Annotated in this window: 23 protein-coding genes and 1 pseudogene; 7 read left to right on the top strand and 17 right to left on the bottom strand. The window is 41.2% G+C overall.

Features of this window, described 5'->3' with window-relative positions; translation table 11 throughout:
* Positions 1-34 precede the first annotated feature (34 nt).
* From B7725_RS09935 to parE, 3 genes are all read right to left on the bottom strand, one after another.
* A complete protein-coding gene (locus B7725_RS09935; protein WP_162279015.1) occupies positions 35-778 on the bottom strand; it encodes a DUF6261 family protein in 744 nt (247 codons plus the stop codon).
* A gap of 338 nt (positions 779-1,116) precedes the next feature.
* Complete coding sequence (locus B7725_RS05250; protein WP_084874958.1) at positions 1,117-2,061, bottom strand: hypothetical protein; 945 nt, start codon at positions 2,059-2,061, stop codon at positions 1,117-1,119.
* Between the two features lie 16 nt (positions 2,062-2,077).
* Positions 2,078-4,021, bottom strand: a complete 1,944-nt coding sequence (parE, locus tag B7725_RS05245; protein ID WP_084874957.1) for a DNA topoisomerase IV subunit B — start codon at positions 4,019-4,021, stop codon at positions 2,078-2,080.
* Between the two features lie 135 nt (positions 4,022-4,156).
* Between parE and plsY the strand changes: the two genes are divergently transcribed.
* Positions 4,157-4,798 (top strand): glycerol-3-phosphate 1-O-acyltransferase PlsY, encoded by a 642-nt coding sequence (plsY, locus tag B7725_RS05240; protein WP_033588918.1) that lies wholly within the window; start codon positions 4,157-4,159, stop codon positions 4,796-4,798.
* A gap of 108 nt (positions 4,799-4,906) precedes the next feature.
* Positions 4,907-6,181, top strand: a pseudogene (locus tag B7725_RS05235) (MFS transporter).
* Positions 6,182-6,300: 119 nt separating this feature from the next.
* On the opposite strand, the gene B7725_RS05230 reads toward B7725_RS05235, so the two are convergent.
* The 9 genes from B7725_RS05230 to B7725_RS05190 all read right to left on the bottom strand — a co-directional run bounded on the left by B7725_RS05230 (position 6,301) and on the right by B7725_RS05190 (position 14,658).
* Positions 6,301-7,257, bottom strand: a complete 957-nt coding sequence (locus B7725_RS05230; protein ID WP_084874955.1) for an ABC transporter permease — start codon at positions 7,255-7,257, stop codon at positions 6,301-6,303.
* A gap of 2 nt (positions 7,258-7,259) precedes the next feature.
* The gene (locus tag B7725_RS05225; protein WP_009730275.1) at positions 7,260-8,318 is read right to left on the bottom strand and encodes an ABC transporter permease; all 1,059 of its coding nucleotides are present in this window, start codon (positions 8,316-8,318) and stop codon (positions 7,260-7,262) included.
* Entirely contained in the window at positions 8,311-9,846 is a 1,536-nt protein-coding gene (locus tag B7725_RS05220) for an ABC transporter ATP-binding protein (protein ID WP_084874953.1), read from the bottom strand. The genes B7725_RS05225 and B7725_RS05220 overlap by 8 nt, the downstream gene beginning before the upstream one ends.
* Positions 9,847-9,983: 137 nt before the next feature.
* Positions 9,984-11,039, bottom strand: coding sequence for a BMP family lipoprotein (locus tag B7725_RS05215; RefSeq protein WP_061598272.1), 1,056 nt, complete (start codon positions 11,037-11,039; stop codon positions 9,984-9,986).
* Between the two features lie 89 nt (positions 11,040-11,128).
* Positions 11,129-11,518 carry a cytidine deaminase gene (locus tag B7725_RS05210; RefSeq protein ID WP_084874952.1) on the bottom strand — a complete coding sequence of 130 codons (390 nt, stop codon included), beginning with the start codon at positions 11,516-11,518 and terminating at the stop codon, positions 11,129-11,131.
* The gene (deoC, locus tag B7725_RS05205) at positions 11,505-12,167 is read right to left on the bottom strand and encodes a deoxyribose-phosphate aldolase (protein ID WP_084874950.1); all 663 of its coding nucleotides are present in this window, start codon (positions 12,165-12,167) and stop codon (positions 11,505-11,507) included. The genes B7725_RS05210 and deoC overlap by 14 nt, the downstream gene beginning before the upstream one ends.
* A 19-nt stretch (positions 12,168-12,186) precedes the next feature.
* The gene (locus B7725_RS05200; RefSeq protein WP_084874948.1) at positions 12,187-13,464 is read right to left on the bottom strand and encodes a pyrimidine-nucleoside phosphorylase; all 1,278 of its coding nucleotides are present in this window, start codon (positions 13,462-13,464) and stop codon (positions 12,187-12,189) included.
* Complete coding sequence (locus tag B7725_RS05195; protein ID WP_084874946.1) at positions 13,461-14,051, bottom strand: class I SAM-dependent methyltransferase; 591 nt, start codon at positions 14,049-14,051, stop codon at positions 13,461-13,463. Before B7725_RS05195 ends, B7725_RS05200 begins: the two co-directional genes overlap by 4 nt.
* Before the next feature lie 202 nt (positions 14,052-14,253).
* A complete protein-coding gene (locus B7725_RS05190) occupies positions 14,254-14,658 on the bottom strand; it encodes a hypothetical protein (RefSeq protein WP_084874944.1) in 405 nt (134 codons plus the stop codon).
* Between the two features lie 201 nt (positions 14,659-14,859).
* Between B7725_RS05190 and coaA the strand changes: the two genes are divergently transcribed.
* The 3 genes from coaA to B7725_RS05175 all read left to right on the top strand — a co-directional run bounded on the left by coaA (position 14,860) and on the right by B7725_RS05175 (position 16,670).
* A complete protein-coding gene (gene coaA / locus B7725_RS05185) occupies positions 14,860-15,780 on the top strand; it encodes a type I pantothenate kinase (RefSeq protein ID WP_084874943.1) in 921 nt (306 codons plus the stop codon).
* A gap of 67 nt (positions 15,781-15,847) precedes the next feature.
* Positions 15,848-16,084, top strand: coding sequence for a 30S ribosomal protein S20 (gene rpsT / locus B7725_RS05180; RefSeq protein ID WP_001274000.1), 237 nt, complete (start codon positions 15,848-15,850; stop codon positions 16,082-16,084).
* A gap of 52 nt (positions 16,085-16,136) precedes the next feature.
* Entirely contained in the window at positions 16,137-16,670 is a 534-nt protein-coding gene (locus B7725_RS05175; protein ID WP_084874941.1) for a DNA topology modulation protein, read from the top strand.
* A gap of 16 nt (positions 16,671-16,686) precedes the next feature.
* Here B7725_RS05175 and metG read toward each other — a convergent pair whose 3' ends face one another.
* The 4 genes from metG to B7725_RS05155 all read right to left on the bottom strand — a co-directional run bounded on the left by metG (position 16,687) and on the right by B7725_RS05155 (position 21,949).
* Positions 16,687-18,684, bottom strand: coding sequence for a methionine--tRNA ligase (metG, locus tag B7725_RS05170; protein WP_084874939.1), 1,998 nt, complete (start codon positions 18,682-18,684; stop codon positions 16,687-16,689).
* A 135-nt stretch (positions 18,685-18,819) separates the two neighbouring features.
* Positions 18,820-20,079 carry an ABC transporter permease gene (locus tag B7725_RS05165; protein WP_084874938.1) on the bottom strand — a complete coding sequence of 420 codons (1,260 nt, stop codon included), beginning with the start codon at positions 20,077-20,079 and terminating at the stop codon, positions 18,820-18,822.
* A complete protein-coding gene (locus B7725_RS05160) occupies positions 20,080-20,781 on the bottom strand; it encodes an ABC transporter ATP-binding protein (RefSeq protein ID WP_084874936.1) in 702 nt (233 codons plus the stop codon).
* Positions 20,765-21,949, bottom strand: coding sequence for an efflux RND transporter periplasmic adaptor subunit (locus B7725_RS05155; protein ID WP_084874934.1), 1,185 nt, complete (start codon positions 21,947-21,949; stop codon positions 20,765-20,767). The genes B7725_RS05160 and B7725_RS05155 overlap by 17 nt, the downstream gene beginning before the upstream one ends.
* A gap of 267 nt (positions 21,950-22,216) precedes the next feature.
* On the opposite strand from B7725_RS05155, the gene gor reads away from it, so the two are divergent.
* Positions 22,217-23,563, top strand: coding sequence for a glutathione-disulfide reductase (gor, locus tag B7725_RS05150; protein ID WP_084874932.1), 1,347 nt, complete (start codon positions 22,217-22,219; stop codon positions 23,561-23,563).
* Positions 23,564-23,706: 143 nt separating this feature from the next.
* Positions 23,707-24,243 carry a biotin transporter BioY gene (locus tag B7725_RS05145; protein WP_084874931.1) on the top strand — a complete coding sequence of 179 codons (537 nt, stop codon included), beginning with the start codon at positions 23,707-23,709 and terminating at the stop codon, positions 24,241-24,243.
* Between the two features lie 86 nt (positions 24,244-24,329).
* Here the strand turns inward: B7725_RS05145 and B7725_RS05140 are convergent.
* Positions 24,330-26,556, bottom strand: a 2,227-nt coding sequence (locus tag B7725_RS05140; RefSeq protein WP_142357352.1) for a Cna B-type domain-containing protein, incomplete at its 5' end; no start/stop codon positions are given.

The raw sequence follows: 26,556 nt of genomic DNA, 5'->3' as shown, positions 1-26,556 counted from the left end.
TTTATTTTGACTGGCATAAATTAAACAGAACAACCTATTTGGCTTCTTCTGGTTGTGTTGGGGTAATTTTTTTGCTTGGTTTACGTTTCTGGTAGCGACTACGGATAGCGTTGAGATGGTCACGGAGATCAGCATACTGCTTTTTATCTGGATAAGCATAGGCGTTGATTGCAGTAAAGTCCACAAGGAAGTCATAGATTTCTTGTAGTTTCGCACGGATTTCCTTGTTTTGACTAGGTGCCTTGCCTTTTTGCTCAGCCAAGCGCTCCTTATAGGCTTTTTCAAACTGAGCCTGCGCCTTTGTCAAGGTTTCTACATGAGTTGTCAAATGCAGGGTTGAAAGGGCAGTATGGTAGTCAGTATCTTTTAGCTCCTTGAGCAAATGGTTAATAGCTTCTGTCTCTTTTTCGTAGCTCATACTAGTTAGCCCAGCATAATTTTTGAAAAGTTTGCTGAGTTTGTCGTAAGCTTCCTTGCTACTTGCCTCTTTTACACGAGAGAAGGCCTTGACCAAACCAGTCAAGGTAGAAAGCGCATCATCACGCTCACGATCAGACGTTTCCAGACTAGCCACCGTTTGACTGGCCTTGGAACGGTGCAAACCAGCTTGCAAAGTCTCAAGAAGTTTCTCCATGTCCCCAAGCTTCGTTACATAAACCTGCTCAGACTTATTGGCTTTTGTAAAAGCATTGACAGCCTCAAGACTATCGCTCAGCAGTTGGAAGAAGCTCTTTCCTTCCAATCTGGTCATATCTAAATTTGTAATCTTATATTTCATTTTTTTCTCCTAAAATTTTATTAAATTGTGGGAATGAGTTCTGTCCCACTCCCGCGATGCCTGTTAGGGTTGTGCGGATCCTGAAAAGGCGAACGCAGAATCCAAAAGGCTACCGCGTCTCGCACTTATTAAGAACATGGTTTCAATGTTCAAGATTTTTGTCCCAGCATCTTGGCAGTGTTGATGTCGGATTTCCCGATCTTCTCCCTGTCAGCTAGGCAGCTCATCAGCATTTCCGAAGAGATTTCTCAAACGATAGGGAGGTCGTCGGAAATCCCGACAAGCTCCCTGCCACTTAAAATAGATTGTCGGGTTTTCCGATGAGGGGGTGGGAATAATCAGACTTCATTGTTTAAAAGTTTGTAAAAACTATCCTTTTCATTTTGTAAAATGACTTGGCGCATTTCTTTATTATTGAGCATTTTATCTTTATATTTTTGACCACCAAAAGCATAGCATTTTTTTAACTTTTGGTAAACTGGCTTGTCAATTAAGAGCTGCCATTCAAAGATTTCTTGCGCTTGTTCATGTAACTTAGCTATCTTGGATTTGATGTACCATGATATGAAAACTGCCTGACCAGTAAGTAATACAACTACAATTCCCATTGGTCTTATGTCCTCAAGACTTACTTTAATGACCAGTGCTATTATTGTTAAACCAACTGTTAGAGCTCCCATACCCACTCCCATTTTTTCTAACTCAAAGATACTAGATGATTTTAAACTCAACCACAGCGCCACAAGTAAGACTAATAAGAAAATACCAAACAAAGACCAGAATCCCTCAACCGTATAATGAGAACTAGATTGCAAATTATATTCTGTTAATAAGTGATTGAGCCAATTTTCCTCTTTAAAAAAAAGTGGAAAAGTTGACTGTCCAAACACCCATGTAAATATCCCAGCTAAAACTACCGTTTGAATAATGATATAGATGGCCGGACTTACTTTAAACCATTTATGTAGTTTATAGTATAGAAACCGTAATATAGATATTATTACAACAGCAAAAGAACAACTAAATGCAAAAAACATACTAAGTATTAGCCATAAATTATATACATTAATAAAGGACGTCCCCCAAGCAGCTAGAAATGCAATTATAAATCTCCAGTGATTGAGGCTTTCTTTAGCAATAGAGAGGTCTTTCAAATATTCTCTATTGTCAAGCACTTTAAGCGATGTTAAATTTTTAGAATTCACATAGTTTTGATACTTATCTTGCTCAAAAGTTTTTAAAATCCATCCTGATATCTTATCTTCCACTTGATTAAATTTCATTTATTCTCTCCCTATCTCAAAACACCCCTGTCTCCTCCAGCGTAAACTTAACATTATCTTCAATCCACTTACGGCGGGGTTCAACCTTATCTCCCATGAGGACATTGACCCGGCGTTCGGCGCGTGCTAGGTCTTCAATGGTGACACGGATAAGGGTACGGGTTTCTGGGTTCATGGTTGTTTCCCAGAGCTGATCGGCGTTCATCTCACCAAGTCCCTTGTAGCGTTGAAGGGTAGCGCCTTTGCCAAACTGCTTGCGGAGCTCTTCTAGCTCACCATCCGTCCAAGCATAGGCCACTTCTTCTTTCCTGCCTTTACCTTTAGACATCTTGTAAAGAGGCGGTAAGGCGATATAGACATGTCCTGTCTCGACTAGCGGACGCATATAGCGGTAGAAAAATGTTAAGAGCAAGGTCTGAATGTGGGCACCATCGGTGTCCGCATCGGTCATGATAATAATCTTGTCATAGTTGGCATCTTCAATAGAGAAGTCTGCTCCCACACCCGCACCAATGGTATAAATCATAGTGTTGATTTCTTCATTTTTGAGGATATCCGCCATCTTGGCCTTGGCTGTATTAATGACCTTACCTCGAAGGGGCAAGATAGCCTGGAACTTACGGTCACGACCTTGCTTTGCAGAACCGCCGGCAGAGTCCCCCTCGACTAGGTAGAGTTCATTCTTTTCAGGGTTTTTAGACTGGGCTGGAGTCAATTTCCCAGACAACAAGCCCTTGTCTTTCTTATTTTTCTTACCATTTCGGCTCTCATCACGCGCCTTGCGGGCTGCCTCTCGCGCATCACGCGCCTTAATAGCCTTGCGAATAAGATTGGAAGCCAATTCACCATTTTCCATTAGGAAGAAGGTCAACTTATCAGATACTATGCCATCCACAACAGGACGAGCCAGAGGACTTCCAAGTTTGTCCTTTGTCTGACCCTCAAACTGGAGGTGTTCTTCCGGAACCAGAATTGATAGAACGGCTGCTAAACCTTCACGGTAATCTGACCCTTCAAGATTTTTATCTTTTTCCTTGAGAAGTCCCGTCTTACGCGCATAATCGTTCATGACCTTAGTAATGGCTGACTTAAGTCCTGTCTCATGCGTTCCACCATCTTTCGTACGAACGTTATTGACAAAGGATAGAATGTTATCTGAGAATCCATCATTGTACTGGAGGGCAACTTCCACTTGGAAACCATTGTCTTCGCCTTCAAAGTATAGGACTGGTGTCAAGGTTTCCTTGTCTTCGTTCAAATAGGAAACAAAGTCCTGAACTCCATTTTCATAATGGTATTCAATCGCTTCATCTGTTCGTTTGTCTGTCAGAGACAAGGTCACATTTTTTAAGAGAAAGGCTGACTCATTGAGTCGTTCTGAAATGGTATTGTACTTGAAGTCAGTCGTAGAAAAGATCGTCGCGTCAGGCATGAAGGTGACTTTGGTACCTGTCTTAGTCTTGGGTGCTGTACCAATTTTCTTCAAAGTCGTGGCAGGTTTTCCACCATTTTCAAAGCGTTGCTTATAAACAGCACCATCACGAGTGATTTCTACTTCTAGCCAACTAGAAAGGGCATTAACAACAGAAGACCCCACCCCGTGGAGACCTCCAGATGTCTTATAACCCCCTTGACCGAATTTTCCTCCGGCATGGAGAATGGTAAAGATAACCTCTACAGTTGGAATTCCCATGGCATGCATACCAGTCGGCATCCCACGACCATGGTCCTCTACTGTTAGACTTCCGTCTTTATTGATAGTTACATCAATGCGGTCACCAAATCCAGATAAGGCCTCATCGACTGCATTGTCCACTATTTCCCAGACTAGGTGATGGAGACCCGCACCGTCGGTCGAACCGATATACATCCCCGGACGTTTACGAACCGCATCCAACCCTTCTAGCACCTGAATGGCGTCATCATTGTAGCTATTAATACTGATTTCCTTTTTTGACACAAGGAACCTCCTATTCGTTCATCTTTTCTATTTTACAGGTTTTCTAGGGATTTTGCAAAATTTTTCCCATTCAGCCGTCACAATTTCACAGGATATTCTCTGACTTTCGAAAGCATTTCATGGTATAATAGGTCTATGATGACATTTGTATTATTAATTTTAGCTTATCTGCTAGGTTCGATTCCGTCTGGTCTTTGGATTGGACAAATCTTCTTTCAAACAAATCTGCGCGAGCATGGTTCTGGTAATACTGGAACGACTAATACCTTTCGCATTTTAGGTAAGAAAGCTGGTATGGCAACCTTTGTGATTGACTTCTTTAAAGGGACCTTGTCCACTCTACTTCCTATTCTTTTCCACCTACAAGGTGTATCGCCTCTTGTCTTTGGACTTTTAGCTGTAATTGGACATACCTTTCCTATCTTTGCAGGATTTAAAGGGGGCAAGGCTGTCGCAACTAGCGCTGGAGTTGTTTTCGGATTTGCGCCTATCTTCTGTCTCTACCTAGCAGTCGTATTCTTTGGAACCCTCTATCTTGGTAGTATGATTTCCTTGTCTAGCGTTGCCGCTTCTATCGCAGCCGTTATCGGAGTTCTCCTATTTCCACTATTTGGTTTTGTCCTAAACAGCTATGACCCTCTCTTCATTTTGATTATCCTAGCACTTGCTAGCTTGATTATCATTCGTCACAAGGATAATATCACACGCATCAAAAACAAAACTGAAAATCTCGTTCCTTGGGGACTAAACTTGACACATCAAAATCCTAAAAAATAAAACGCCAGTTTAAACTGGCGTTTAAAAATATTCTATTACACTAGTATCCTAGTGAAGAATTTTAATATATAAACTTTCTAAGTAATAATTTTCATGGTGGAAATAAAAATGAAAAATATAATTAGTGATCGTATATCAAATAAGCAAATTATAAAAGATTTTATTAGCAATTTCATTGGCTCTTTGAGCGGGAAATCTTTCAATTTTGCTTTAGGTCTGATGCTACTGGATCAAACAAAATCTGCAATGAGTTTTGGGATTAATATGATTATTTATCCTTTAGTCAGTTTGATTTTCTTAATTCCCATTGGTAATCTAGTAGATAGATACCCACACAAGAAAATTTTAATATATAATTTCATCTTTAGGATTTTTATCTTTCTTTTGTTTTATACTTTTTATTTTCTTATGGATTCTTCTAGTATCTTATATCTAGTAATTCCATTTGTAATACTCCACTCTATTACAGTCAATATAAGTGATACTTGTTATTCAGCCTCAATTCATGAATTAGTAAATGATAAAAAAATTCAAAGATTAAGTTCTGTTACATAGACTGCCATTGCAATTGCAACCATGATTTCTCCAGCTATTGGAGTCATTTTTTATGGTTGGTTAGGTTTTGCAGGTTTTATTCTAATTGAAATTTTTGCAAATCTCCTCTCTTTAGGAGTTCTACTTAGTATGAAATTTTACTATGAATATAACGAGAAAGAGAACAAGGCTACGAGTTGTGAAAATCCTCTGCATGGAGTCAAAGAAATTATTCAATTTCTTAAAAAAAATCAAATTGTAAAATACATTATTCTTGTAAGTGTTATCCTCAATTTTTTCTACACATCTATCAGTATTGGGGTGCCATTTGTAGTAAAGGAACAACTTCTGTTAGGTAACTCAACAGTAGGAATGCTTGAAACTATGGCAGCAGTAGGAATGCTTTTAGCCAGTATTTCAATGTCACTATTGCCAGATAAGAAAGAAAACAACATCTTACTCTCGAGTAAGATAACCATGCCGCTTGTTCTCTTAACTATGGCTATTATTGGTTTAGGCATCACATTTGCATCAACTAACTCTCAAATTATTATTTCTTTTCTTGGTAGTATATTTATGGGAATCATAGCGTTTACTCTTGTTGTTTTAAATATTATTGTGATGACTTACCTTCAAAGTTCCATCGAAACAAAATTTTTAGGCAGAGTAATGAGTACTTTATTTACACTAAATACATCTATCATGCCAATAGGTACCCTAGTATTCACTTATCTTTTTCAAAAAGAAGTGAATGGAGGGGTGATATTCATATTTGGAGGAGGAACCCTCCTAATATATATAATTATAATGTTGCCTAAAATTTTTAGAATACTAAAAATTGAAAACTAAGTTTAATTAGAACTTAAAATTTAAGAGTTGCTTATTCGCTATAATTTACTATCATATGTTTCAAAACTGAAATTTTAAAAATAGAAAACGCCAGTTTGAACTGACGTTTTTTTGTATGCTTATTTTGACTTGATGTAGTTAATACCGTCTGCCTTAGGTGCAACTGCTTTTCCAAAGAAGGCTGCTAAGACAAGGATGGTCAAGACGTAAGGTGCGATTTGAAGGTAAACCGCTGGCACTCCTTGTAGGAAAGGCAATTGAGAACCGATAACTGCCAAACTTTGTGAAAGTCCAAAGAAGAGACTAGAAAGCATAGCACCGATTGGGTTCCATTTACCAAAGATCATCGCAGCAAGAGCGATAAATCCAGGACCAACAATAGTTGTCACTGAGAAGTTAACTGAAATGGATTGAGCATAAATCGCTCCACCGATTCCCCCTAGGAAACCTGATATGATAACCCCAAGATACCGCATCTTGTAGACATTAATCCCCAAGGTATCTGCTGCTTGAGGGTGTTCACCAACAGAGCGAAGGCGAAGACCAAAGCGTGTCTTGAAGAGGATAAACCAAGCAAAGAATGAGAAGGTAATCGCGATATAACCTAGCAAACTTGTTGACTTGAAGAAGATATCTCCAATCACTGGGATATTAGCCAAAACTGGAAAATCAAAACGGCCAAAGGTCTGGCTTAAGTTATCCGTTTGTCCTTTGTTATAAAGAACTTTAACCAAGAAAACTGCTAGGGCGGGAGCCATCAAGTTCAATACTGTACCACTGACAACATGGTCCGCACGGAAATGAACTGTAGCGACTGCATGAATGAGGGAGAAAATAGCTCCCACGATACCGGCAACTAATAAGGAAATCCAAGGAGTCGCTGCTCCAAGTTGTTCTGCAAACTCAAGGTTAAAGACAACCCCAGAAAAGGCTCCCATAACCATAATTCCTTCAAGACCGACGTTAACGACACCACCACGTTCAGAGAAGACTCCTCCAATACTCGTAAAAATAAGTGGTGCTGAGTAAATCAGCATAGAAGAGACCAAGAGGGTGAGTAATGTTGTAATAGACATCCTTACTTACCTCCTTTAACTTGTTTTTTTGGTTTGACAAAATGTTCGATAATATAGTGAACACTGACAAAGAAGATAATGGACGCTGTTACAATGCTGACAAGTTCAGACGGAACTTGCGCAGCATTCATACCTGGCGCACCTACTTGCAAAACTCCAAATAAGAAGGCCGCAAAGAGAATCCCAATTGGTGAATTCCCAGCAAGCAAACTAACTGCCATCCCGTTAAATCCGATAGCTAATGATGAGCCCTGAACGTAAACGTTTTGGAAAGTTCCAAGACCTTCGACAGCTCCACCAAGACCAGCCAAAGCACCAGAGATAATCATTGATAGGATGATTGTACGTTTTGCTGAAATACCAGCGTACTCTGAGGCATGGGGATTGAGACCAACTGCACGAATTTCAAAACCGAGAGTCGTTTTCTTGAGCAAGAACCAAATCACACCAACAGCAATGATGGCAAAGAAGATTCCGATATTCATACGAGAATTGCCAGTTAACTCAGATAACCATGGTGTTTGATAAGTGGCATTGGCACTCACACGAATCGTTGAGTCTGTACTTTGCATAAAGTCTTTCGGGAAAGAATGAATAAAGGCATTCCCTACGTACAAAACAATATAGTTCATCATAATGGTTACGATAACCTCTGATGTACCTAAATAAGCTCTGAGAATACCTGGAATAGCACCTACAATCCCACCTGCAATCAAAGCAATTACTACGGTCGCTAAAATCAACATTGGGCGTGGCATGTCCGTATGCGACAAAGCAAACCAACCACTAAGAATCCAACCCGCTAGTGCCTGACCAGGAAGCCCAACGTTAAAGAAACCTGCACGACTAGCAACTGCAAACCCCAGACCAATCAAGATAAGAGGACCCATGGCACGGAAAATTTCACCAATCCCACGGAGACTACCAAAAGCTGTATAGAACAACTCCTCATAACCCCAGATAGCATCGTAGCCGAAAATCCACATGACAATGGCTCCGAGCAAGATTCCTAAGAATACGGAAATCAAGGGAACCGAAATTTGTTGTAATTTTTTAGACATCACTCTTCTCCTTTCCCAAGTTTCCACCTGCCATCAAGATACCAAGTTCTTGTTTGTTAGTCGTTTCTGGCGACACAATACCTTGAATCTTACCATCATGAATAACAGCAATTCGGTCTGAAACATTTAAAATTTCATCCAATTCAAAGCTGACAACAAGCACAGCTTTCCCGTTATCACGTTCTTCAATCAAGCGTTTGTGGATATATTCAATGGCACCGACATCCAAACCACGAGTTGGTTGGCTGACGATAAGGAGATCAGGATCACGATCAATCTCACGAGCGATAATCGCTTTTTGTTGATTTCCCCCTGAAAGAGCTGCTGCTGGGACAAATTCGCTCGCCGCACGGACGTCAAATTCTTCCATTAATTTTTTGGCATGTGAAGTGATATTCGCATAGTTTAAGATACCATTCTTGCTGAGTGGTTCTTTGTAGTAAGTTTGGAGAGCGATATTTTCTGAAATCATCATATCCAAAATCAAACCATCACGGTGGCGGTCTTCAGGAACATGCCCTACACTGAGTTCCGTAATTTGTCGAGGGTGCATCCCTACGATTGATTTGCCTTTTAATTCAATACTACCAGACTCAACCTTACGAAGACCCGTGATGGCTTGAATGAGTTCAGATTGGCCATTGCCATCAATACCTGCAATACCGACAATTTCACCAGCACGAACATCCAAAGAAAGATTCTTCACAGCTGGTACACCTCGGTTTTCATTAACAACCAAGTCTTTGATAGACAAGACTACTTCTTTTGGTTGTGGTGCCTGTTTCTCCGTTTTGAAGGAGACAGAACGTCCTACCATCATCTCTGCCAAGTCTGCATTGGTTGCCCCTGCAATTTCAACCGTCTGGATTGATTTCCCACGACGAATAACCGTCACTCGATTGGATACCGCACGAATTTCATCCAGTTTATGGGTAATCAAAATAATGGATTTTCCTTCTTTAACAAGGTTTTTCATGATAGCCATCAACTCATCAATCTCTGAAGGAGTCAATACTGCCGTAGGTTCGTCAAAGATGAGGATATCAGCACCACGGTAAAGTGTCTTCAAGATTTCTACACGTTGTTGAGCACCAACGGAAATATCTGCCACCTTGGCAGCAGGATCCACTGCCAAACCATAACGTTCAGAAAGAGCCTTGATTTCTTTAGTAGCTTCAGCTATATCTAGCACACCATTTTTAGTGATTTCACTCCCCAAAATGATATTTTCAGCTACTGTAAAAGCCTCAACCAACATAAAATGTTGGTGAACCATCCCAATTCCAAGACTAGCGGCTTTAGAAGGTGAATCTAGTTTGACAACTTGACCATTCACGGCAATTTCACCACTAGTTGGCTCGAGAAGTCCTGCCAGCATATTCATCAGAGTGGATTTACCCGCTCCATTTTCTCCTAAAAGTGCATGGATTTCACCTTTTCGCAGTTGCAAGTTGATCTTGTCGTTCGCTACAAATTCACCAAACACCTTGGTAATATCCCGCATCTCAATGACATTTTCGTGTGCCATATGCTTTTCCTTTCCGAGGTTTATTTTGTTTCAATAAAACCTACTAATCGTGTTAACAAGTTCTATTGAGACAAAAAATTGCCTCAATTCTTAAAGAAGCGACCGATGGTCGCTTCCTAAGAAATGACTTTTATCCATTATTTTTCAGGAACTTTTACGCTTCCGTCAAGGATTTTAGCTTTTGCGTCTTCAACAGCTTTTTTACCTTCTTCTGAAAGGTTTGTTACTGCCAAGTCAACCCCTTTATCCTTCAATGAGTAGACAATAACTTGTCCGCCAGGGAATTCACCTTTTTCTGTTTTGTTGGCAATATCTTTTACAGTTGTACCAACTTGTTTCAATGTAGATACAAGAACAAAGTTTGATTCTTTACCATCTTTAGAAGTGTATTTACCTTCTGCTGCTTGGTCACGGTCTACACCAATGACCCAAACTTTTTCGTCTTCATTTTTACTTTCGTTCAAAGATTTTGCTTCAGCAAAGACACCAGCACCTGTACCACCAGCTGCTTGGTAGACAACGTCTGCACCTGCAGCGTATTGAGCAGCTGCAATTGTTTTACCTTTGGCAGCATCACCAAATGAACCAGCATAGTCAACTTGTACTTTGATAGATGGGTCTACTGACTCAACACCAGCCTTAAATCCAGCAGCGAAACGTGAAATAACTTCAGATTCGATACCACCTACAAAACCAACTTGTTTTGTTTTAGTTGTTTTCGCTGCTGCAACACCAGCAAGGTAAGCTGCTTCGTTATCAGCAAATGTTACGCTCGCAACATTCTTTTGATCTTTGATCACATCATCAATCAAGACATAGTTTAAGTCAGAGTGATCTTTTGCTGCTTCCTCAACTGCATTGTGAAGGGCAAAACCAACACCGAAGATCAGGTTGTAACTTCCAGCCGCTTGTTGCAAGTGGTTCGCATAGTCTGCTTCACTTGTTGATTGGAAGTAAGTGTAACCGTTATCTTTAGAAAGGTTGTGTTCTTTACCCCAGTCTTGCAAACCTTCCCAAGCTGATTGGTTAAATGATTTATCATCAACACCACCAGTATCTGTTACGATCGCTGCTTTGGTCTTCATTTCTGATGAAGATGAAGCTGCGTTACGAGAAGAGCGGTTACCACATGCAGCAAGTCCAACTGCTGCTACTGCAACTAGACCAAGGCCTAGCCATTGTTTCTTGTTCATTACTGAACCTCCTAAATAAGATGTGCAACGATGTTGCAAGTATGGATTGGTTGGCCACAAGGACCGCGTCACTCAAAGAGTGACTCAGACTAGTTTAAGTCTGTAAAAGAGTATGGAAGCAACTCCCCGACCGTCATCTCGACCGTCGATTTATCTTTAGCGACTAAGGTCACTTTTAGATCTTGTTCAAAAAATTCAGCCATCACTTGGCGGCAAGCACCACATGGCGAGATAGGTTTTTCAGTTTGTCCGTAGACAATCAATTCTGAAAACTCCCGTTGCCCCTCCGAAACTGCTTTAAAAATAGCAGTACGTTCTCCGCAATTAGTCAAGGGGTAACTAGCATTCTCGATGTTCACACCCGTATAAATGCTACCGTCCTTAGCTACTAAAACAGCTCCAATAGGAAAATGAGAATAGGGTACATAGGCTTGTTTGCTGGTTTCAATTGCTAGTTCAATCAACTCAGTAGTCGCCATCTGCTAATTCTCCTTTTAAAATTGCAACGCCAGCTGATGTTCCGATACGGGTAGCGCCCGCTTCCACAAAAGCAACAGCATCCGCATAAGAACGAGCACCACCAGCAGCCTTAACTCCCATATCTGGCCCGACTGTTTTACGCATCAACTTAACATCCTCTATAGTGGCACCACCAGTTGAAAATCCAGTTGATGTTTTGACAAAGTCAGCACCTGCTTTCTGGGATAATTGGCAAGCCACAATCTTTTCATCGTCTGTCAACAAGCAAGCTTCAATAATGACCTTAACCAACTTGTCACCACTTGCTTCTACGACAGCACGGATGTCCGATTCAACCAAATCAAGATTACCTGATTTGAGAGCACCAACATTGATAACCATATCAATCTCATCTGCACCATTTTGGATGGCTTCCTTGGTTTCAAAAGCTTTTACAGCTGAAGTTGTCGCTCCCAAGGGGAAACCAACTACTGTACAAACCTTTACATCTGAGTCTTCAAGTCCTGTTTTCGCATGTTTAACCCATGTGGGATTAACACAAACGCTGGCAAAGTCATACTCACGCGCTTCAGATAGCAAACGATCAATTTGTTCTTGACTTGCATCTTGTTTTAAAAGCGTATGATCAATGTATTTGTTTAATTTCATATTCGGATTCCTCTCTTTTTCATGAGATGATTTCAATTATTTCCTGCAAACGTTTCACTCCATCATTTATTTTAACATATTTTTGGAATTCTGTAACTAGTTGAGGGGAAATTTTTCCATTTGTATAAACTTTTGCGACAATTTCTCCCTTTTGAACGGAGTCACCAACCTTCTTCTCAAAAACGATTCCAGTTTCATAGTCTAAATCATCAGACTTGACTGCACGACCAGCTCCCAATCTCATGGCACAGAGACCAAATTCCATCGCTGGAAGGGCTGAAATGACACCTGACTCTTGAGCCGGGATATCTACTACATGCGCCACCTTGACTGGGCGATAAAGATCTTCTAAATCACCGCCTTGAGCCGCCACCATTTCTTCAAACTTAGCCAGCGCTTGGCCGTTTTCAAGATGTTGACGGACTTCTTCAACTGTCTTCTCAACATTTGCCAAACCAAGCATAATCTGAGCTAGTTCACAAATAAAGTGACTAATATCTTCTCTGCCTTTTCCTTGAAGTATTTCAATTGCTTCTAGGATTTCGAGACGATTGCCAATGGCTCGTCCCAAGGGTTGGCTCATATCGGTAATAACCGCTACTGTCTTTCGACCAACGGCCTTACCCAAATCGACCATGGTTTGAGCCAATTCTCGCGCCTCATCGACAGTTTTCATGAAGGCACCCTCACCAACAGTCACGTCTAGCAAAATGGCATCCGCCCCAGCAGCAATTTTCTTGCTCATGACAGAACTCGCAATCAAAGGAATCGTGTCGACAGTCGCCGTCACATCTCGTAGGGCATAGAGAAGTTTATCTGCTTTAACAAGCTGATCTGACTGCCCAATGACAGATACACCAATATCCTGTACCTGACGAATGAAATCTTCTTGACTGCGCTCCACTTGGTAACCCTTGATTGCTTCCAACTTATCTAGGGTTCCGCCAGTATGCCCTAGTCCACGACCACTCATTTTTGCCACAGGCACACCAAAGCTAGCAACAAGGGGAGCTAAAATCAAGGTCACCTTATCACCTACACCACCAGTAGAATGTTTGTCAACTTTAACCCCATCAATAGCTGACAAGTCAAACTCCTGACCTGTCTTAACCATATTCATCGTCAAGTCAGAAATCTCTCGTGTCGTCATTCCTTTGAAATAAACCGCCATAGCAAAGGCAGACATCTGATAGTCTGGAACAGTTCCTTCCACATAGCCTTCTACTAGCCACTTGATTTCATTTGAAGTTAGTTCTTGACCATCTCGTTTCTTTTGAATTAAATCAACTGCTCTCATGCTTTCACGCTTCTAAGGATATAATATCCCTTGTCTTTCTTTATAATTTCACAATTTCCAAAAACATCTTCCATCTTGCTTTTGGCGCTCGGAGCTCCTTGCTTTTTCTGAATGACGATGGTTAAATCTCCTCCGTCTTTCAAAAATTCTCTGCTCTTTTCGATAATCTCATGAACAACCTGTTTGCCCGCTCGAATAGGCGGATTGGAAATAACATGGTCAAACTTCCCTTCAACTTGTTCATAGATATTGGATTGGAAAATCGTCGCCTCAATTTTATTTCGTTCAGCATTTTGCCGCGCTAAGTCCAAGGCACGATTATTGATATCAACCATGGTTACCTGAGCTCCATAAGCCTTGGCCAAGGACAAACCCAATGTCCCATAACCACAGCCTACATCAAGGACCGTTTCTCCTTTGTTAACCTCCAAACACTTCAATAAAAGTTGGCTCCCAAAGTCAACCATTTTCTTGCTAAAAACACCCGCATCTGTTAAAAAGGTCATATTTTCTCCCAACAACTCCACTCTCAACTCATGAATGTCGTGAGCAGCATCAGGATTTTCTGCATAATACATTTTACTCATAAAACTATTTTACCATAATTTGGCTTGGATTGTAAATCGTTTACAAAGTGATGATCAAATGAAAAAGACTGAAGAATCCTAGTCAAAAAACCTTTTCTTCAATCTCTTTCAATTATTAGAAATACATTACAATCTATCGAGAACTACAAATTATCATAGTCAGGAAAAAACAGATCGTCTGTAACCAGGCGCATTTTTATTACTATTTCTTAACCTTAAAATACTTTATTATCAACAAGATTCCCAATATGATGTTTAGATAAAAACCCAACTGATAAGTTTGTGTCAAGATTTCCAAACTTGTCCAAAGTCGTATCAAATCTTCTAGTGACATACGGAATAGATATCCTTCTGTAGCAATCCACAAAATCAAAAATAGATAACTACCAGCAGCAAGCCATTTTGTCCACTGCTTTTTTACTAACCAAGCAATCAAGAGTGAACAGATAAAGACAACTGTTACAAGGAGATGATCCATTAAGAAGGTAAAGCCGTAATAGGTTTCTACAAAGCGTCTACCATTATCCGCATTCGCTCCCCTTATAAAAGGTAAGGCAAAACTTAAAATAAAACAGAGTTCCAATATGTAACATCTCAAGATTTTCATAGTATACCCCCTATAAGTTGCGAACTAAAAAGCCCACTTTTAATAACTGATAAGTCATCAAAAACAATTCCCTATTTCATCATTAAATTATTCAACCTCCATCTACCTCTATTATATGATATTGACTTACTACCATCAAGAAACCGCTTTATTTTTTTAATTTTTTATGGTATGATAAACAAAATATCTAGGGGAAAACAAATGACCAACGAATTTTTACATTTTGAGAAAATCAGCCGCCATACTTGGCAATCATTGCATCGCAAAACAACCCCTCCCTTGACAGAGGAAGAGTTAGAATCCATCAAGAGTTTCAATGACCAGATTAGTCTGCAGGACGTAACGGATGTCTATCTTCCCCTTGTCCATCTTATCCATATTTACAAGCGCACCAAGGATGATTTGGCATTTTCAAAAGGAATTTTCCTCCAACGTGAAAGCAAATCCCAGCCTTTTATCATTGGAGTTTCAGGAAGTGTCGCTGTAGGAAAATCAACAACTAGCCGACTTCTGCAAATCCTTCTCTCTCGTACAGTTACTGATGCTACTGTAGAGCTAGTGACAACGGATGGCTTTCTCTATCCCAATCAAACCTTGATGGATCAAGATATATTAAATCGCAAAGGTTTTCCTGAAAGTTATGATATGGAAACCTTGCTGAATTTTCTTGATCGCCTAAAGAATGGGCAAGATGTAGATATTCCTGTCTATTCCCATGAAGTGTATGACATCGTTCCTGGAGAGAAACAACGTGTCAAAGCTGCGGATTTTGTTATTGTTGAAGGCATCAATGTCTTTCAAAATCCTCAAAATGAGCGCCTTTACATCACTGATTTCTTTGATTTCTCCATCTATGTGGATGCTGCTGTCGAGGACATTGAAAGTTGGTATCTGGATCGTTTCTTAAAACTGCTCAGCTTTGCCCAAAATGATCCCAACAGCTACTACCACCGTTTTACGCAAATGCCAATTGGAGAAGTTGAAGCCTTTGCACACCAGGTTTGGACCAGTATTAATCTCACAAATCTACAAAACTATATCGAACCGACAAGGAATCGCGCCGAGGTAATTCTTCACAAGACTAAAAACCATGAAATCGATGAAATTTACCTAAAAAAATAATTTCCCCTTGTCAAAACCTAAGTTTTCATATATAATGGTATAGTTAGTAAATATGGAGGTAAGAACATTGGCAAACATTAAATCAGCTATCAAACGCGCTGAATTGAACGTTAAACAAAACGAAAAAAACTCAGCTCAAAAATCAGCTATGCGTACTGCTATCAAAGCTTTCGAAGCAAACCCTTCTGAAGAACTTTTCCGTGCTGCTAGCTCAGCTATCGACAAAGCAGAAACTAAAGGTTTGATTCATAAAAACAAAGCAAGCCGCGATAAAGCTCGTCTTTCAGCTAAACTTGCTAAATAAGAAACAGTCCATAGAGGCTGTTTTTTTGTCCTCTAATCAGAAAAGGTAGAAAATGAAAATAGCAATCATAGGATATTCTGGAGCCGGCAAGTCAACTCTAGCTGAAACGTTATCAAACTACTACTCTATCCCCAAACTGCATATGGACACACTCCAATTTCAACCTGGTTGGCAAGACAGTGACCGCGAATGGATGCTGGGCGAGATGAAAAACTTTCTCACAAAGCACGAAGCTTGGGTCATCGACGGCAACTACTCTTGGTGTTGCTATGAAGAAAGAATGCTGGAAGCTGACCAAATTATCTTTCTCAATTTTTCACCATGGACTTGTCTCTTTCGAGCCTTTAAACGGTATCTCACATACCGAGGCAAGGTCAGAGAAAGTATGGCAGCAGGCTGTCCTGAACGCTTTGACTGGGATTTTATCAAATGGATTCTCTGGGATGGGCGGACAAAGAATGCTAAAGTACGCTATCAGCAGGTTCAAGAAACCTACCCTGAGAAAGTAATTGTCCTCAAGTCGCAAAAGGAGATGGATTACTTCTTAGAAAATCTCGCGCATAACAAGAAAAACCAACGTGTATAACGTTGGTTTTTTGCTTTTACCCAATCACACTTCCGTTTGGTACAGCTGGATCAACTGTGAGAAGGGTTAATTGTCCTTCATGTTCAGCTGAGAGGATCATTCCTTGACTGACATATTTTTTCATCATCTTACGTGGTTTAAGGTTGGCAACGATTTGTACCTTCTTGCCGACCAATTCTTGTTCGTTTGGATAGTATTTGGCAATTCCTGAGAGGATTTGACGGTCTTCACCATCACCAGCATCTAGGCGGAATTGAAGCAACTTATCAGAACCTTCCACTTTAGACACTTCTTTGACTTCTGCGACACGGATTTCAACCTTGTCAAAGTCTTCAAACTTGATTTCATCCTTGTTGAGTTTGAGTTCAACTTCATCTGGATTCCATTCTTTCTCGACGTCTGGCTTGTTGCCTTCCATTTGTTCCTTGATATAGGCAATCTCTTCTTCCATGTCGAGACGCGGGAAGATTGGTGTTCCTTTGGCAACGACTGTTACACCTGCAGGGAAATCTGCCAAGCTCAAGTTTTCTAGGCTAGAAACTTCTGCTAGACCAAGTTGTGCCAATACAGCGCGACTAGTTTCCATCATAAATGGTTCAATCAAGTGAGCTACGACACGAAGGCTGGCTGCCAAGTGACTCATGACACTTGCCAATTGGTCACGAAGAGCTTCATCCTTAGCCAAGACCCATGGAGCTGTCTCGTCAATGTATTTATTAGTACGAGAGATAAGCGTCCAGACTGCTTCTAAAGCACGTGGATAGTCAACTACTTCCATGTGTGTATGGTAATCAGCGATTGATTGTTTCGCAACGTCAGCAAGAGCATGGTCAAATTCTGTCATGCCTTCTACATAGGCTGGAATTTGCCCATCAAAGTACTTGTTAATCATAGAAACCGTACGGTTGAGGAGGTTTCCAAGGTCATTGGCCAATTCATAGTTGATACGACCTACATAGTCTTCAGGAGTGAAGGTTCCGTCTGAACCAACTGGGAGGCTACGCATGAGGTAGTAACGAAGCGGATCCAGTCCATAACGCTCTACTAGCATTTCAGGGTAAACGACATTTCCTTTAGACTTAGACATCTTACCGTCTTTCATGACAAACCAACCATGGGCAATCAAGCGGTCAGGCAATTTCATATCCAACATCATGAGAAGGATTGGCCAATAGATTGAGTGGAAACGAAGGATGTCTTTTCCGACCATGTGAAAGACCGTTCCATTCCAGAATTTATCATAGTTAGCATGATCGTCTTGACCGTAACCAAGCGCTGTCGCATAGTTAAGAAGGGCATCGATCCAAACGTAGACAACGTGTTTTGGATTGGATGGGACTGGCACACCCCAGGTAAAGGTTGTACGAGAAACTGCTAAGTCTTCCAAACCTGGTTCGATGAAGTTGCGAAGCATTTCATTCAGACGACCATCTGGAGTGATGAATTCAGGATGAGCTTTGAAAAATTCGACTAAGCGGTCCTGGTATTTGCTGAGGCGAAGGAAATAAGACTCTTCAGATACCCATTCAACTTCGTGACCTGATGGAGCGATACCGCCCGTCACATTTCCAGCTTCATCACGGAAAACTTCCGCAAGCTGGCTTTCTGTAAAGAATTCCTCATCTGAGACTGAATACCAGCCAGAGTATTCACCCAAGTAGATGTCATCTTGAGCAAGCAAGCGTTCAAATACTTGTGCTACTACTTTTTCATGGTAATCATCAGTTGTACGGATAAATTTATCATATGAGATATCGAGTAATTTCCAGAGTTCTTTGACTCCAACCGCCATCCCATCAACATAAGCTTGAGGTGTGATGCCAGCTTCTTCAGCTTTTTGCTGGATTTTCTGACCATGCTCATCCAGACCTGTCAGATAAAAGACATCGTAGCCCATGAGACGTTTGTAGCGAGCTAGTACGTCACAAGCGATGGTTGTGTAAGCAGAACCGATATGAAGTTTACCAGATGGATAGTAAATCGGTGTTGTAATATAAAAATTCTTTTCAGACATAATATTTCCTTTCCAGGCAAATGAAACCTGTTTTTCTAACACTTCATTATATCATATTTTTAGTGATTTTCGATAGGAAAATCCATACAAAAACAAGACAGACAAATGTCCATCTTGTTTTTTCTGCTCTATATCTTATTCATAACGAAGGGCTTCAATCGGATCAAGCTTAGAGGCTTTATTGGCTGGTAAGACACCAAATATCATACCAACGCTGGCTGATACAGCCAAGCTAAAGAGAGCAATTGGGAGGGAAACCCCAACTTCGATACCTGCAATCATGTTTTGAAGCAGCACTCCGGCTAACATGGTCATTCCAGCAGCAATTCCAAGACCGATGACACCACCCAACAAGGTCAAGATCATGGATTCAATCAAAAACTGTACCAAGATATTAGCTCGTGTAGCACCGAGAGCTTTCCGCAGACCAATCTCACGCGTGCGTTCTGTCACCGAAACCAGCATGATATTCATAACACCAGTTCCCCCAACAAAGAGAGAGATGCCTGCGATAGCACTGATAATGGTGGTCATAAAACCAAATAGTTGTTGTACCTCTTGGAAGGCGGCAGTCGCATCCGCAACTTGGTACTCTCCTTGCTGAAGACCAGCAATCTCAGTCAGTTTTCGAGCCAACTCTGGACCCAAGGTCTGCGTTAGACTAGTATCATTGACACGAAAGACGATGTTCGAGATTTCATCAGTATTAAAATTGGCTGCAAGAGAGATATTGGTCGTAATTGGAAGACCACCGATCCCAAAGGCTTTCGCAGTTTTAGCTTCATTACTAGTATAAACACCAATCACACGGTAACTAAATTCATTGATAGAGATGATTTGATTAACCGCAGCTTCTGGACTATCAAACAAACTCTTGGCTAGTTCTTCATCCAGCAAAATCACACTGGCAAATTCCTTGTAGTCTTGCGGTCTTAGACTTCTACCCGCAACGATTTCATTTTCAACCGCATTCATGTAGGTGCTATTTCCACCAGTCAAAGTCGCTCGTTCAACCTTCTTATCCTTATAAGACAGGGTGACGTTGGTCGAGTTGGTGACATAGTAACTGTCTACTCCTTTGAGTTTAGCAGCCTCCTTGACCCAAGACTCTAGTGGTTTTGGCGGTTCAACATGAACATCCTCTTCTTTCCCACTGACTGTCAAAGCAGACTGACGCTGAGTAAAGGAGCCATCCTTGCTCTTGATAGGAGAGAAAAATACATGGATATCCTTCTGCGATTTGGTCATGTTTTTATTGACCTGACGAGACATAGAGTCGCCAAGAGCCATGATGACAACGACAGATGAAACTCCGATGATAATCCCAATCATGGTGAGGAAGGAACGCATCTTGTGGGCCATGATGGATGAAAAGGCAAATTTCAGATTCTGCATCTAGTTTTCCTCCTTTTCTACCTGAGCACTGTCGGACGAGATGATCCCATCACGAATAACAATCTGGCGTTTGGCATAGGCCGCAATCTCAGGTTCATGCGTGACCATGATAATGGTTTTCCCTTCCTTGTTTAACTCCACCAACAGCTGCATGATTTGATTTCCCGTCTTGGTATCCAAGGCTCCTGTGGGTTCGTCTGCTAGGATGATAGAGGGATTATTTACCAAGGCACGCGCAATCGCTACACGTTGCTTTTGACCACCTGATAACTCGGAAGGCAAATGATGACTGCGCTCCGTTAGCTCAACCTTTTCTAGAAATTCCTCAGCCAATTTCCGACGTTTTGAAGCTGAAACTCCAGCGTAAATCAAGGGCAATTCGACGTTTTGAAGTGCATTGAGTTTGGACAAGAGAAAGAACTGCTGAAATACAAAGCCGATTTGCTGGTTGCGGACCTTGGCAAGCTGTTTCTCTCCAAGACCTGCAACTTCTTGCCCTTCAAGGTAGTACTCTCCACTGGTTGGTGTATCCAACATTCCGATGGTATTCATCAAAGTGGACTTACCAGAACCAGACGGTCCCATAATAGCGACAAACTCACCTTCTTGAACTTCTAAGTTAATATTTTTTAGGACCTGCAGTTCTTGGTCACCATTTCGATAACTCCTGCAGATATTTTTGAGACTAATTAGTTTCTTCATCAGCCTTTACCTCTTTTCCTTCTTCCAAGGAAGATGTTGGATTACTGATGACCTTGGCACCGTCTGTCAAACCTGAAGTAATTTCTTGGTTGTCTGCGTCCGCATTCCCCAATGTAACTTCTACCTTCTTCGCTTTTTTCTGGTCGTCTACAAGCCAGACATAATTTTTGTCATTTTCAGTAATGACACTTGTCAAAGGAACAAGGATGGCCTTACTCTTATTTTTGACTTCCACACTGACAGAGAAGCCTTGTTTCAACTCACCGATATCGCTAGTCACATCAACAGTATAAGGGTACTTAGATCCAGTATTTCCTCCAAGGGCTGCATTTGCTGCTTCTCCATTGTTTTTAGGATAATCAGAAATATAGCTGATTTTTCCTGTCCAGCTCTTATCTTGGTAAACCTTCGAAGTAAAGGTAACTTCTTGGCCTACAGAAAGGTTAGCAAGGTTGTATTCAGACAACTCCCCTTTGACCTGCAAGTTTTCATTACTTACAACATGAACTACCACTTGGCTGTTACCCGTTGGTGATTTGGAAACATTACGATTAACTTCAACTACAGTCCCTTCAAGTGTACTGAGGACAGTTGCGGCATCTAGCTGTGCTTGAGCCTTGTTGAGCTGAGCCACAGCATCTGCACGGTTATCCTTGGCATCACTGATTTGAGAATCAATAGAGGATACTGAAGAAGTCGTTGCTTGTGCTTGTTCTGGGAGTCCAGCTTCTGTTGGAACCTGTGGGGAAGCTGGTGTAGCTGATGCATTTTCACGAGCTTTGTTTAACTCCTCAATATGACGGTCTGCCTTTGCAACTGCACGATCGGCTGCATCATAGGCAGCTTGAGCATCTGCACTGCTGTATTTGACCAACGCTTGCCCTTCTTCGACCTTGTCCCCGACTGAAACGAGAATTTCATCTAAATCTCCCTTACTAGCATCAAAATAAACGTATTGTTCATTTTTTGCTGTAACCGTACCTGACAAGAGAACCGATGAAGCAACAGAACCTTCCTTAGCAGTAACGATATGAGAGGTTTCATCCTTGACTGCTGACTGGGAAGGCTGTCTAAAAATCAAAATCCCCGCAGCACCGATAACAATAGCACTGGCAACACCAATCGCTGTGTATAATTGCCATTTTTTTGCCTTCTTATTTCTTTTCATTTTCAAACTCCTTTATTCTTTTGCCTTACAAAAACCATTATATCAGAAATACCGAGACCAAACAATGACAGTTCAGATGGAAACAATGATAGTTCAGGATCATTATTTCGTTCGGTATTCGTTTATTGGATTATTGTGCTAGATATATAATACACTATCTTTTCAAAATTGGCAAGTGTTTTTGTAATTTTTTTAAACGTAGCAGATTTTTGCATTCAAAAAGTAAAAACGATAGAATATGACTATCAAAGCTATAAGGAGTTTTCTATGAGAGAATATGATATCATCGCTATCGGCGGAGGGAGTGGCGGCATTGCCACTATGAACCGCGCTGGCGAACACGGCGCTAAAGCAGCCGTTATCGAAGAGAAAAAATTAGGTGGAACTTGTGTCAACGTTGGCTGTGTTCCTAAGAAAATCATGTGGTATGGAGCGCAAATTGCTGAAAGCTTCCACCACTACGGCCCTGACTATGGTTTTACAAGTTCAGATGTTCAATTTGATTTCGCAAAACTTCGTCAAAATCGTGAAGCCTACATCGATCGTGCCCGCTCGTCTTATGATGGAAGTTTCAAACGCAATGGGATTGATTTGATTGAAGGTCGTGCTCATTTCGTTGATGCTCATACGGTCAGCGTTAATGGCGAATTGATTCGTGCCAAACATATCGTGATTGCGACTGGTGCTCGTCCAAGCATCCCAATTATTCCTGGAGCGGAACTCGGTGGTAGCTCAGACGATGTCTTTGCTTGGGAGCAACTTCCTGAATCCGTTGCGATTCTTGGAGCTGGCTATATCGCGGTTGAACTAGCAGGTGTTCTCCACGCACTAGGAGTAAAAACGGATTTGTTTGTCCGTCGCGATCGTCCCTTGCGCACTTTTGACAGCTACATCGTTGAAGGACTTGTCAATGAAATGGAAAAAACAGGTCTACCTTTGCACACACATAAGGTACCCGTCAAGCTCGAAGAAACGGAGCAAGGCATTACCATTCATTTTGAAGACGGTTCTAGTCACACTGCTAGCCAAGTTATCTGGGCTACTGGACGCCGTCCAAATGTAGATGGTCTGGATTTAGAAAAGGCCGGCGTCACACTCAACCAACGTGGATTTATCCAAGTGGATGAGTATCAAAATACAGTTGTAGATGGTATCTACGCCCTTGGAGACGTTACTGGTGAGAAGGAACTGACCCCAGTAGCTATCAAGGCAGGACGGACTCTATCTGAACGCCTCTTTAACGGAAAAACAAATGCCAAGATGGACTACACGACTATCCCTACTGTTGTCTTCTCACACCCAGCAATCGGAACGGTCGGTTTAACCGAGGATCAAGCTATCAAAGAATACGGCCAAGATAACATCAAAGTCTACAAGTCAAGCTTTGCATCTATGTACTCTGCCGTTACAAGCCATCGTCAAGAGTCTCGCTTCAAACTCATCACTGCCGGTGCTGATGAAAAAGTTGTTGGACTTCACGGACTTGGTTACGGAGTGGATGAGATGATTCAAGGATTCGCTGTTGCTATTAAGATGGGAGCAACCAAGGCGGACTTTGATGCTACAGTAGCTATCCACCCAACTGCCTCAGAAGAATTTGTAACCATGCGCTAATTACCAAAAGAGACCCCATGTAGTCTCTTTTTACTTGCAAAATCGGCCGTTACAAAATTGTTACCTTGATTTCAAAAATAGGTTGACTTCTGTTACTAAATTAGTATAATAGTTACTATAATTTTGAAAAGAGGTTAACAGTTTTGAAAAAAGCTCATATCTATGCCATTCCTGCTATCGGTGCTGCTCTCATCGCCGTATTGGCACAAATCAGTCTCCCTATCGGTCCTGTCCCCTTCACTTTGCAAAACTTTGCGATCGGTCTGATTGCCACTGTTTTTAGACCTAGGGAAGCTGTTTTATCTGTAGCTATCTATCTCCTGCTGGGTGCCATTGGTTTACCTGTCTTTGCAGGGGGTGGTGCAGGATTTCATGTTTTAGTCGGTCCAAGTTCAGGCTATCTTTGGTTCGACCTTGTCTATGCAGGACTTACATCTTATCTCATCCATCAAAATAGTGGCTACATTCGCATTTTCCTAGCCAACCTCTTGGGTGACTCCCTCGTCTTTGTCGGAGGTATTCTCAGCCTCCACTTCCTTGCTGGGATGCCATTTGATCAGACACTTGCAGTTGGTGTCCTTCCCTTTATCCTCCCTGATCTTGGTAAGATTATTGCCATTAGTTTCATTAGCCGTCCACTACTCAAACGATTGAAGAGCATCGCTTATTTCTCAAGATAAAAAAATAGTCCAGAACAATCGTTCTGGACTATTTCCTTTCCAATTACTTCCTAAGAACTAACTGAAAATCAACTCTCATCTAGAGATTATTTATTTTTACGGCTTACAAAGTACAATCCACCAGTCACTGCCATCAAAGCAAGTCCTGCAACTACTGCTGCGCTAGATGCTTTTTCACCAGTGTTAGGAAGTTGAGGTTTTTGTCCTGGTTTTCCTGGTTCATTTGGTTCACCTGGTGTTGGTTCTTCTGGAACGTATGTATTTGTGATATTGAGGCCTTCTACTTTAGATGAATAACCTTCAACCGGTACTTCTTCTACAGAGTACTTGATTTCTGTATCTTTAGTATCTTTATAACGCTCAAGACCAGTAAACTCATAAGTCCAACCACTTGCTTCTGAAGCTATTGCAGTTTTACCAGTATCTTTACCATCCGCAAGAAGTTTCACAGTGATAGAAGATGGACGAGCGTCTTTATGGTTTTCACCACCTTTCCAGATCTTATGACCTTTTACAGATGTTTTCACTGGTGTGTATTCATTGGTAACTGTGTACTTACCATCTTTGTCCGTAGTAACTGTTGAGGTATATTCTTTCACAGCCACTTCTTTGACAGTGTACTTGATTTCTTGACCATTTTCATACTTAGGAAGTTTTTTAGATTCAAACTTCCAACCAGTTTTTTCTGAAACTTCAATTTCTTGAACGACTTTATCGCCATTAAGAATTTGAACTTTCACAGATCTTGTACGTTTACCATCTTGGTTATTGTTATCATCCCACACCTTAGTTCCTGAAAGGATAACTGTATCTGGATTGTGAGTGTTAGTCACTACTTGACCAGTCACAGAGGCTTTATAGCCAGCTGGTACATCTACTTCATTGATAGAGTAAGTGATTTCTTTACCAGCTTCGTATTGTGGAAGATTTGTGAAGGATGCTACCCAAGTGTTAGCGTCAGTCTTATCCTTAGCTGTCAAGGTCAATTTCTTACCTTCAACGGCTACTGGATCCGCATTTCCTACTTTTTTATAAAGTTGAACGGTTACGGACTCAGGACGTTTGCCGTCTTGGTTGTTCGCGTCGTTCCATACTTTTGTTACTTTGTAGTCGATTGCTTTAGGAGCATATTTGTTTGTGATGGTAAAGTCTGTAATAGTTGATTCGTATTCTGCTACGGCTTCTTCTGTTACAGTGTATTTGATTTCTTTACCAGCTTTATATTTTGCAAGTTTTGTAAATTCAACAGACCAAGTGCCGTCTGGTGCAGCTTGAATCTCTTTTGAATCAACTTTCTGACCGTCTGCTAAGAGATTGATTGTAATCTTAGTTGGACGTTTGCCATCTTGGTTATTCGCGTCATCCCAGTTCTTGGTTGCTTTAATGTCAACTGTTTCTGGAGAATAGCTATTTGTGATAGTGAATCCTGATGCAACGTCACCAGTAACCTTAGAAGTGTAACCAGGAACAGTTACTTCTACTACTGTGTACTGGATAGGTGTGCCACCTTTATCAGCATCAAGGTCTGTGAAGCTTCCAGCCCAACCGTTTGCGGCATTGAGCTCAAGTGTCTTACCTGTATCTTGACCGTCTGCAAGCAATTTAACTGTGACAGACGCTGGACGTTTACCATCTTGGTTGTCCTTATCATCCCATGCTTTCTTCACAGAAACTGAAGTTTTGGCTGGAGTGTAGCTATTGGTAATGGTGAAGCCAGTTGTGGCATCTCCTGTTACTTTAGACTCATATTCTGCGACTGAAACTTCTTCAATAGTGTACTTAATCGCTTTACCAGCTTTGTTCACATCAAGATCTGTGAAGCTTCCTGACCAGTTGTTGTCTTTATTGAGTTCAAGGGTCTTACCTGTATCTTGACCATCGGCAAGAAGTTTAACTGTAACAGACGCTGGACGTTTGCCGTCTTGGTTCTCGCTATCATTCCAAACTTTCTTCACTGGTACTTGAGTCTTACCTGGTGTGTAGCTATTGGTAATGGTGAAGCCAGTTGAGGCATCTCCTGTTACCTTAGATTCATATTCTGCGACTGAAACTTCTTCGATTGTATAGGAGATTGGAGTACCACCTTTATCTGCGTCCAGATCTGTGAAAGTAGCTTGCCAGTTGTTCGCAGCATTCAATTCACGTGTTTGACCAGTTTCAACACCATCTGCTAGAAGTTTAACAGTAATAGACTCTGGACGTTTCCCATCTTGGTTGGCACTATCATTCCAAACTTTCTTCACTGGAACCTGTGTTTTAGCTGGTGTGTAAACATTGGTGAAGGTTGTGCTATTAGCTGTACCATCACTGCTG

Origin of the sequence: Streptococcus oralis subsp. tigurinus (assembly GCF_002096275.1) — a bacterium.
GTDB classification, from domain to species: domain Bacteria; phylum Bacillota; class Bacilli; order Lactobacillales; family Streptococcaceae; genus Streptococcus; species Streptococcus oralis_CN.
The sequence above is the reverse complement of the archived record's forward strand: the minus strand, read 5'-3'. Positions and strand labels throughout refer to the sequence as shown.

What these genes read in the sequence shown, in the direction of transcription:
- B7725_RS05215 (WP_061598272.1), bottom strand. Translation starts at nt 11,039, where the DNA reads ATGAACAAGAAACAATGGCTAGGCCTTGGTCTAGTTGCAGTAGCAGCA.
- B7725_RS05200 (WP_084874948.1), bottom strand. Translation starts at nt 13,464, where the DNA reads ATGAGAGCAGTTGATTTAATTCAAAAGAAACGAGATGGTCAAGAACTA.
- B7725_RS05230 (WP_084874955.1), bottom strand. Translation starts at nt 7,257, where the DNA reads ATGTCTATTACAACATTACTCACCCTCTTGGTCTCTTCTATGCTGATT.
- B7725_RS09935 (WP_162279015.1), bottom strand. Translation starts at nt 778, where the DNA reads ATGAAATATAAGATTACAAATTTAGATATGACCAGATTGGAAGGAAAG.
- B7725_RS05225 (WP_009730275.1), bottom strand. Translation starts at nt 8,318, where the DNA reads ATGTCTAAAAAATTACAACAAATTTCGGTTCCCTTGATTTCCGTATTC.
- plsY (WP_033588918.1), top strand. Translation starts at nt 4,157, where the DNA reads ATGATGACATTTGTATTATTAATTTTAGCTTATCTGCTAGGTTCGATT.
- B7725_RS05160 (WP_084874936.1), bottom strand. Translation starts at nt 20,781, where the DNA reads ATGAAGAAACTAATTAGTCTCAAAAATATCTGCAGGAGTTATCGAAAT.
- B7725_RS05175 (WP_084874941.1), top strand. Translation starts at nt 16,137, where the DNA reads ATGAAAATAGCAATCATAGGATATTCTGGAGCCGGCAAGTCAACTCTA.
- B7725_RS05155 (WP_084874934.1), bottom strand. Translation starts at nt 21,949, where the DNA reads ATGAAAAGAAATAAGAAGGCAAAAAAATGGCAATTATACACAGCGATT.
- B7725_RS05190 (WP_084874944.1), bottom strand. Translation starts at nt 14,658, where the DNA reads ATGAAAATCTTGAGATGTTACATATTGGAACTCTGTTTTATTTTAAGT.
- gor (WP_084874932.1), top strand. Translation starts at nt 22,217, where the DNA reads ATGAGAGAATATGATATCATCGCTATCGGCGGAGGGAGTGGCGGCATT.
- B7725_RS05220 (WP_084874953.1), bottom strand. Translation starts at nt 9,846, where the DNA reads ATGGCACACGAAAATGTCATTGAGATGCGGGATATTACCAAGGTGTTT.
- B7725_RS05195 (WP_084874946.1), bottom strand. Translation starts at nt 14,051, where the DNA reads ATGAGTAAAATGTATTATGCAGAAAATCCTGATGCTGCTCACGACATT.
- B7725_RS05210 (WP_084874952.1), bottom strand. Translation starts at nt 11,518, where the DNA reads ATGGCGACTACTGAGTTGATTGAACTAGCAATTGAAACCAGCAAACAA.
- B7725_RS05250 (WP_084874958.1), bottom strand. Translation starts at nt 2,061, where the DNA reads ATGAAATTTAATCAAGTGGAAGATAAGATATCAGGATGGATTTTAAAA.
- coaA (WP_084874943.1), top strand. Translation starts at nt 14,860, where the DNA reads ATGACCAACGAATTTTTACATTTTGAGAAAATCAGCCGCCATACTTGG.
- deoC (WP_084874950.1), bottom strand. Translation starts at nt 12,167, where the DNA reads ATGAAATTAAACAAATACATTGATCATACGCTTTTAAAACAAGATGCA.
- B7725_RS05165 (WP_084874938.1), bottom strand. Translation starts at nt 20,079, where the DNA reads ATGCAGAATCTGAAATTTGCCTTTTCATCCATCATGGCCCACAAGATG.
- metG (WP_084874939.1), bottom strand. Translation starts at nt 18,684, where the DNA reads ATGTCTGAAAAGAATTTTTATATTACAACACCGATTTACTATCCATCT.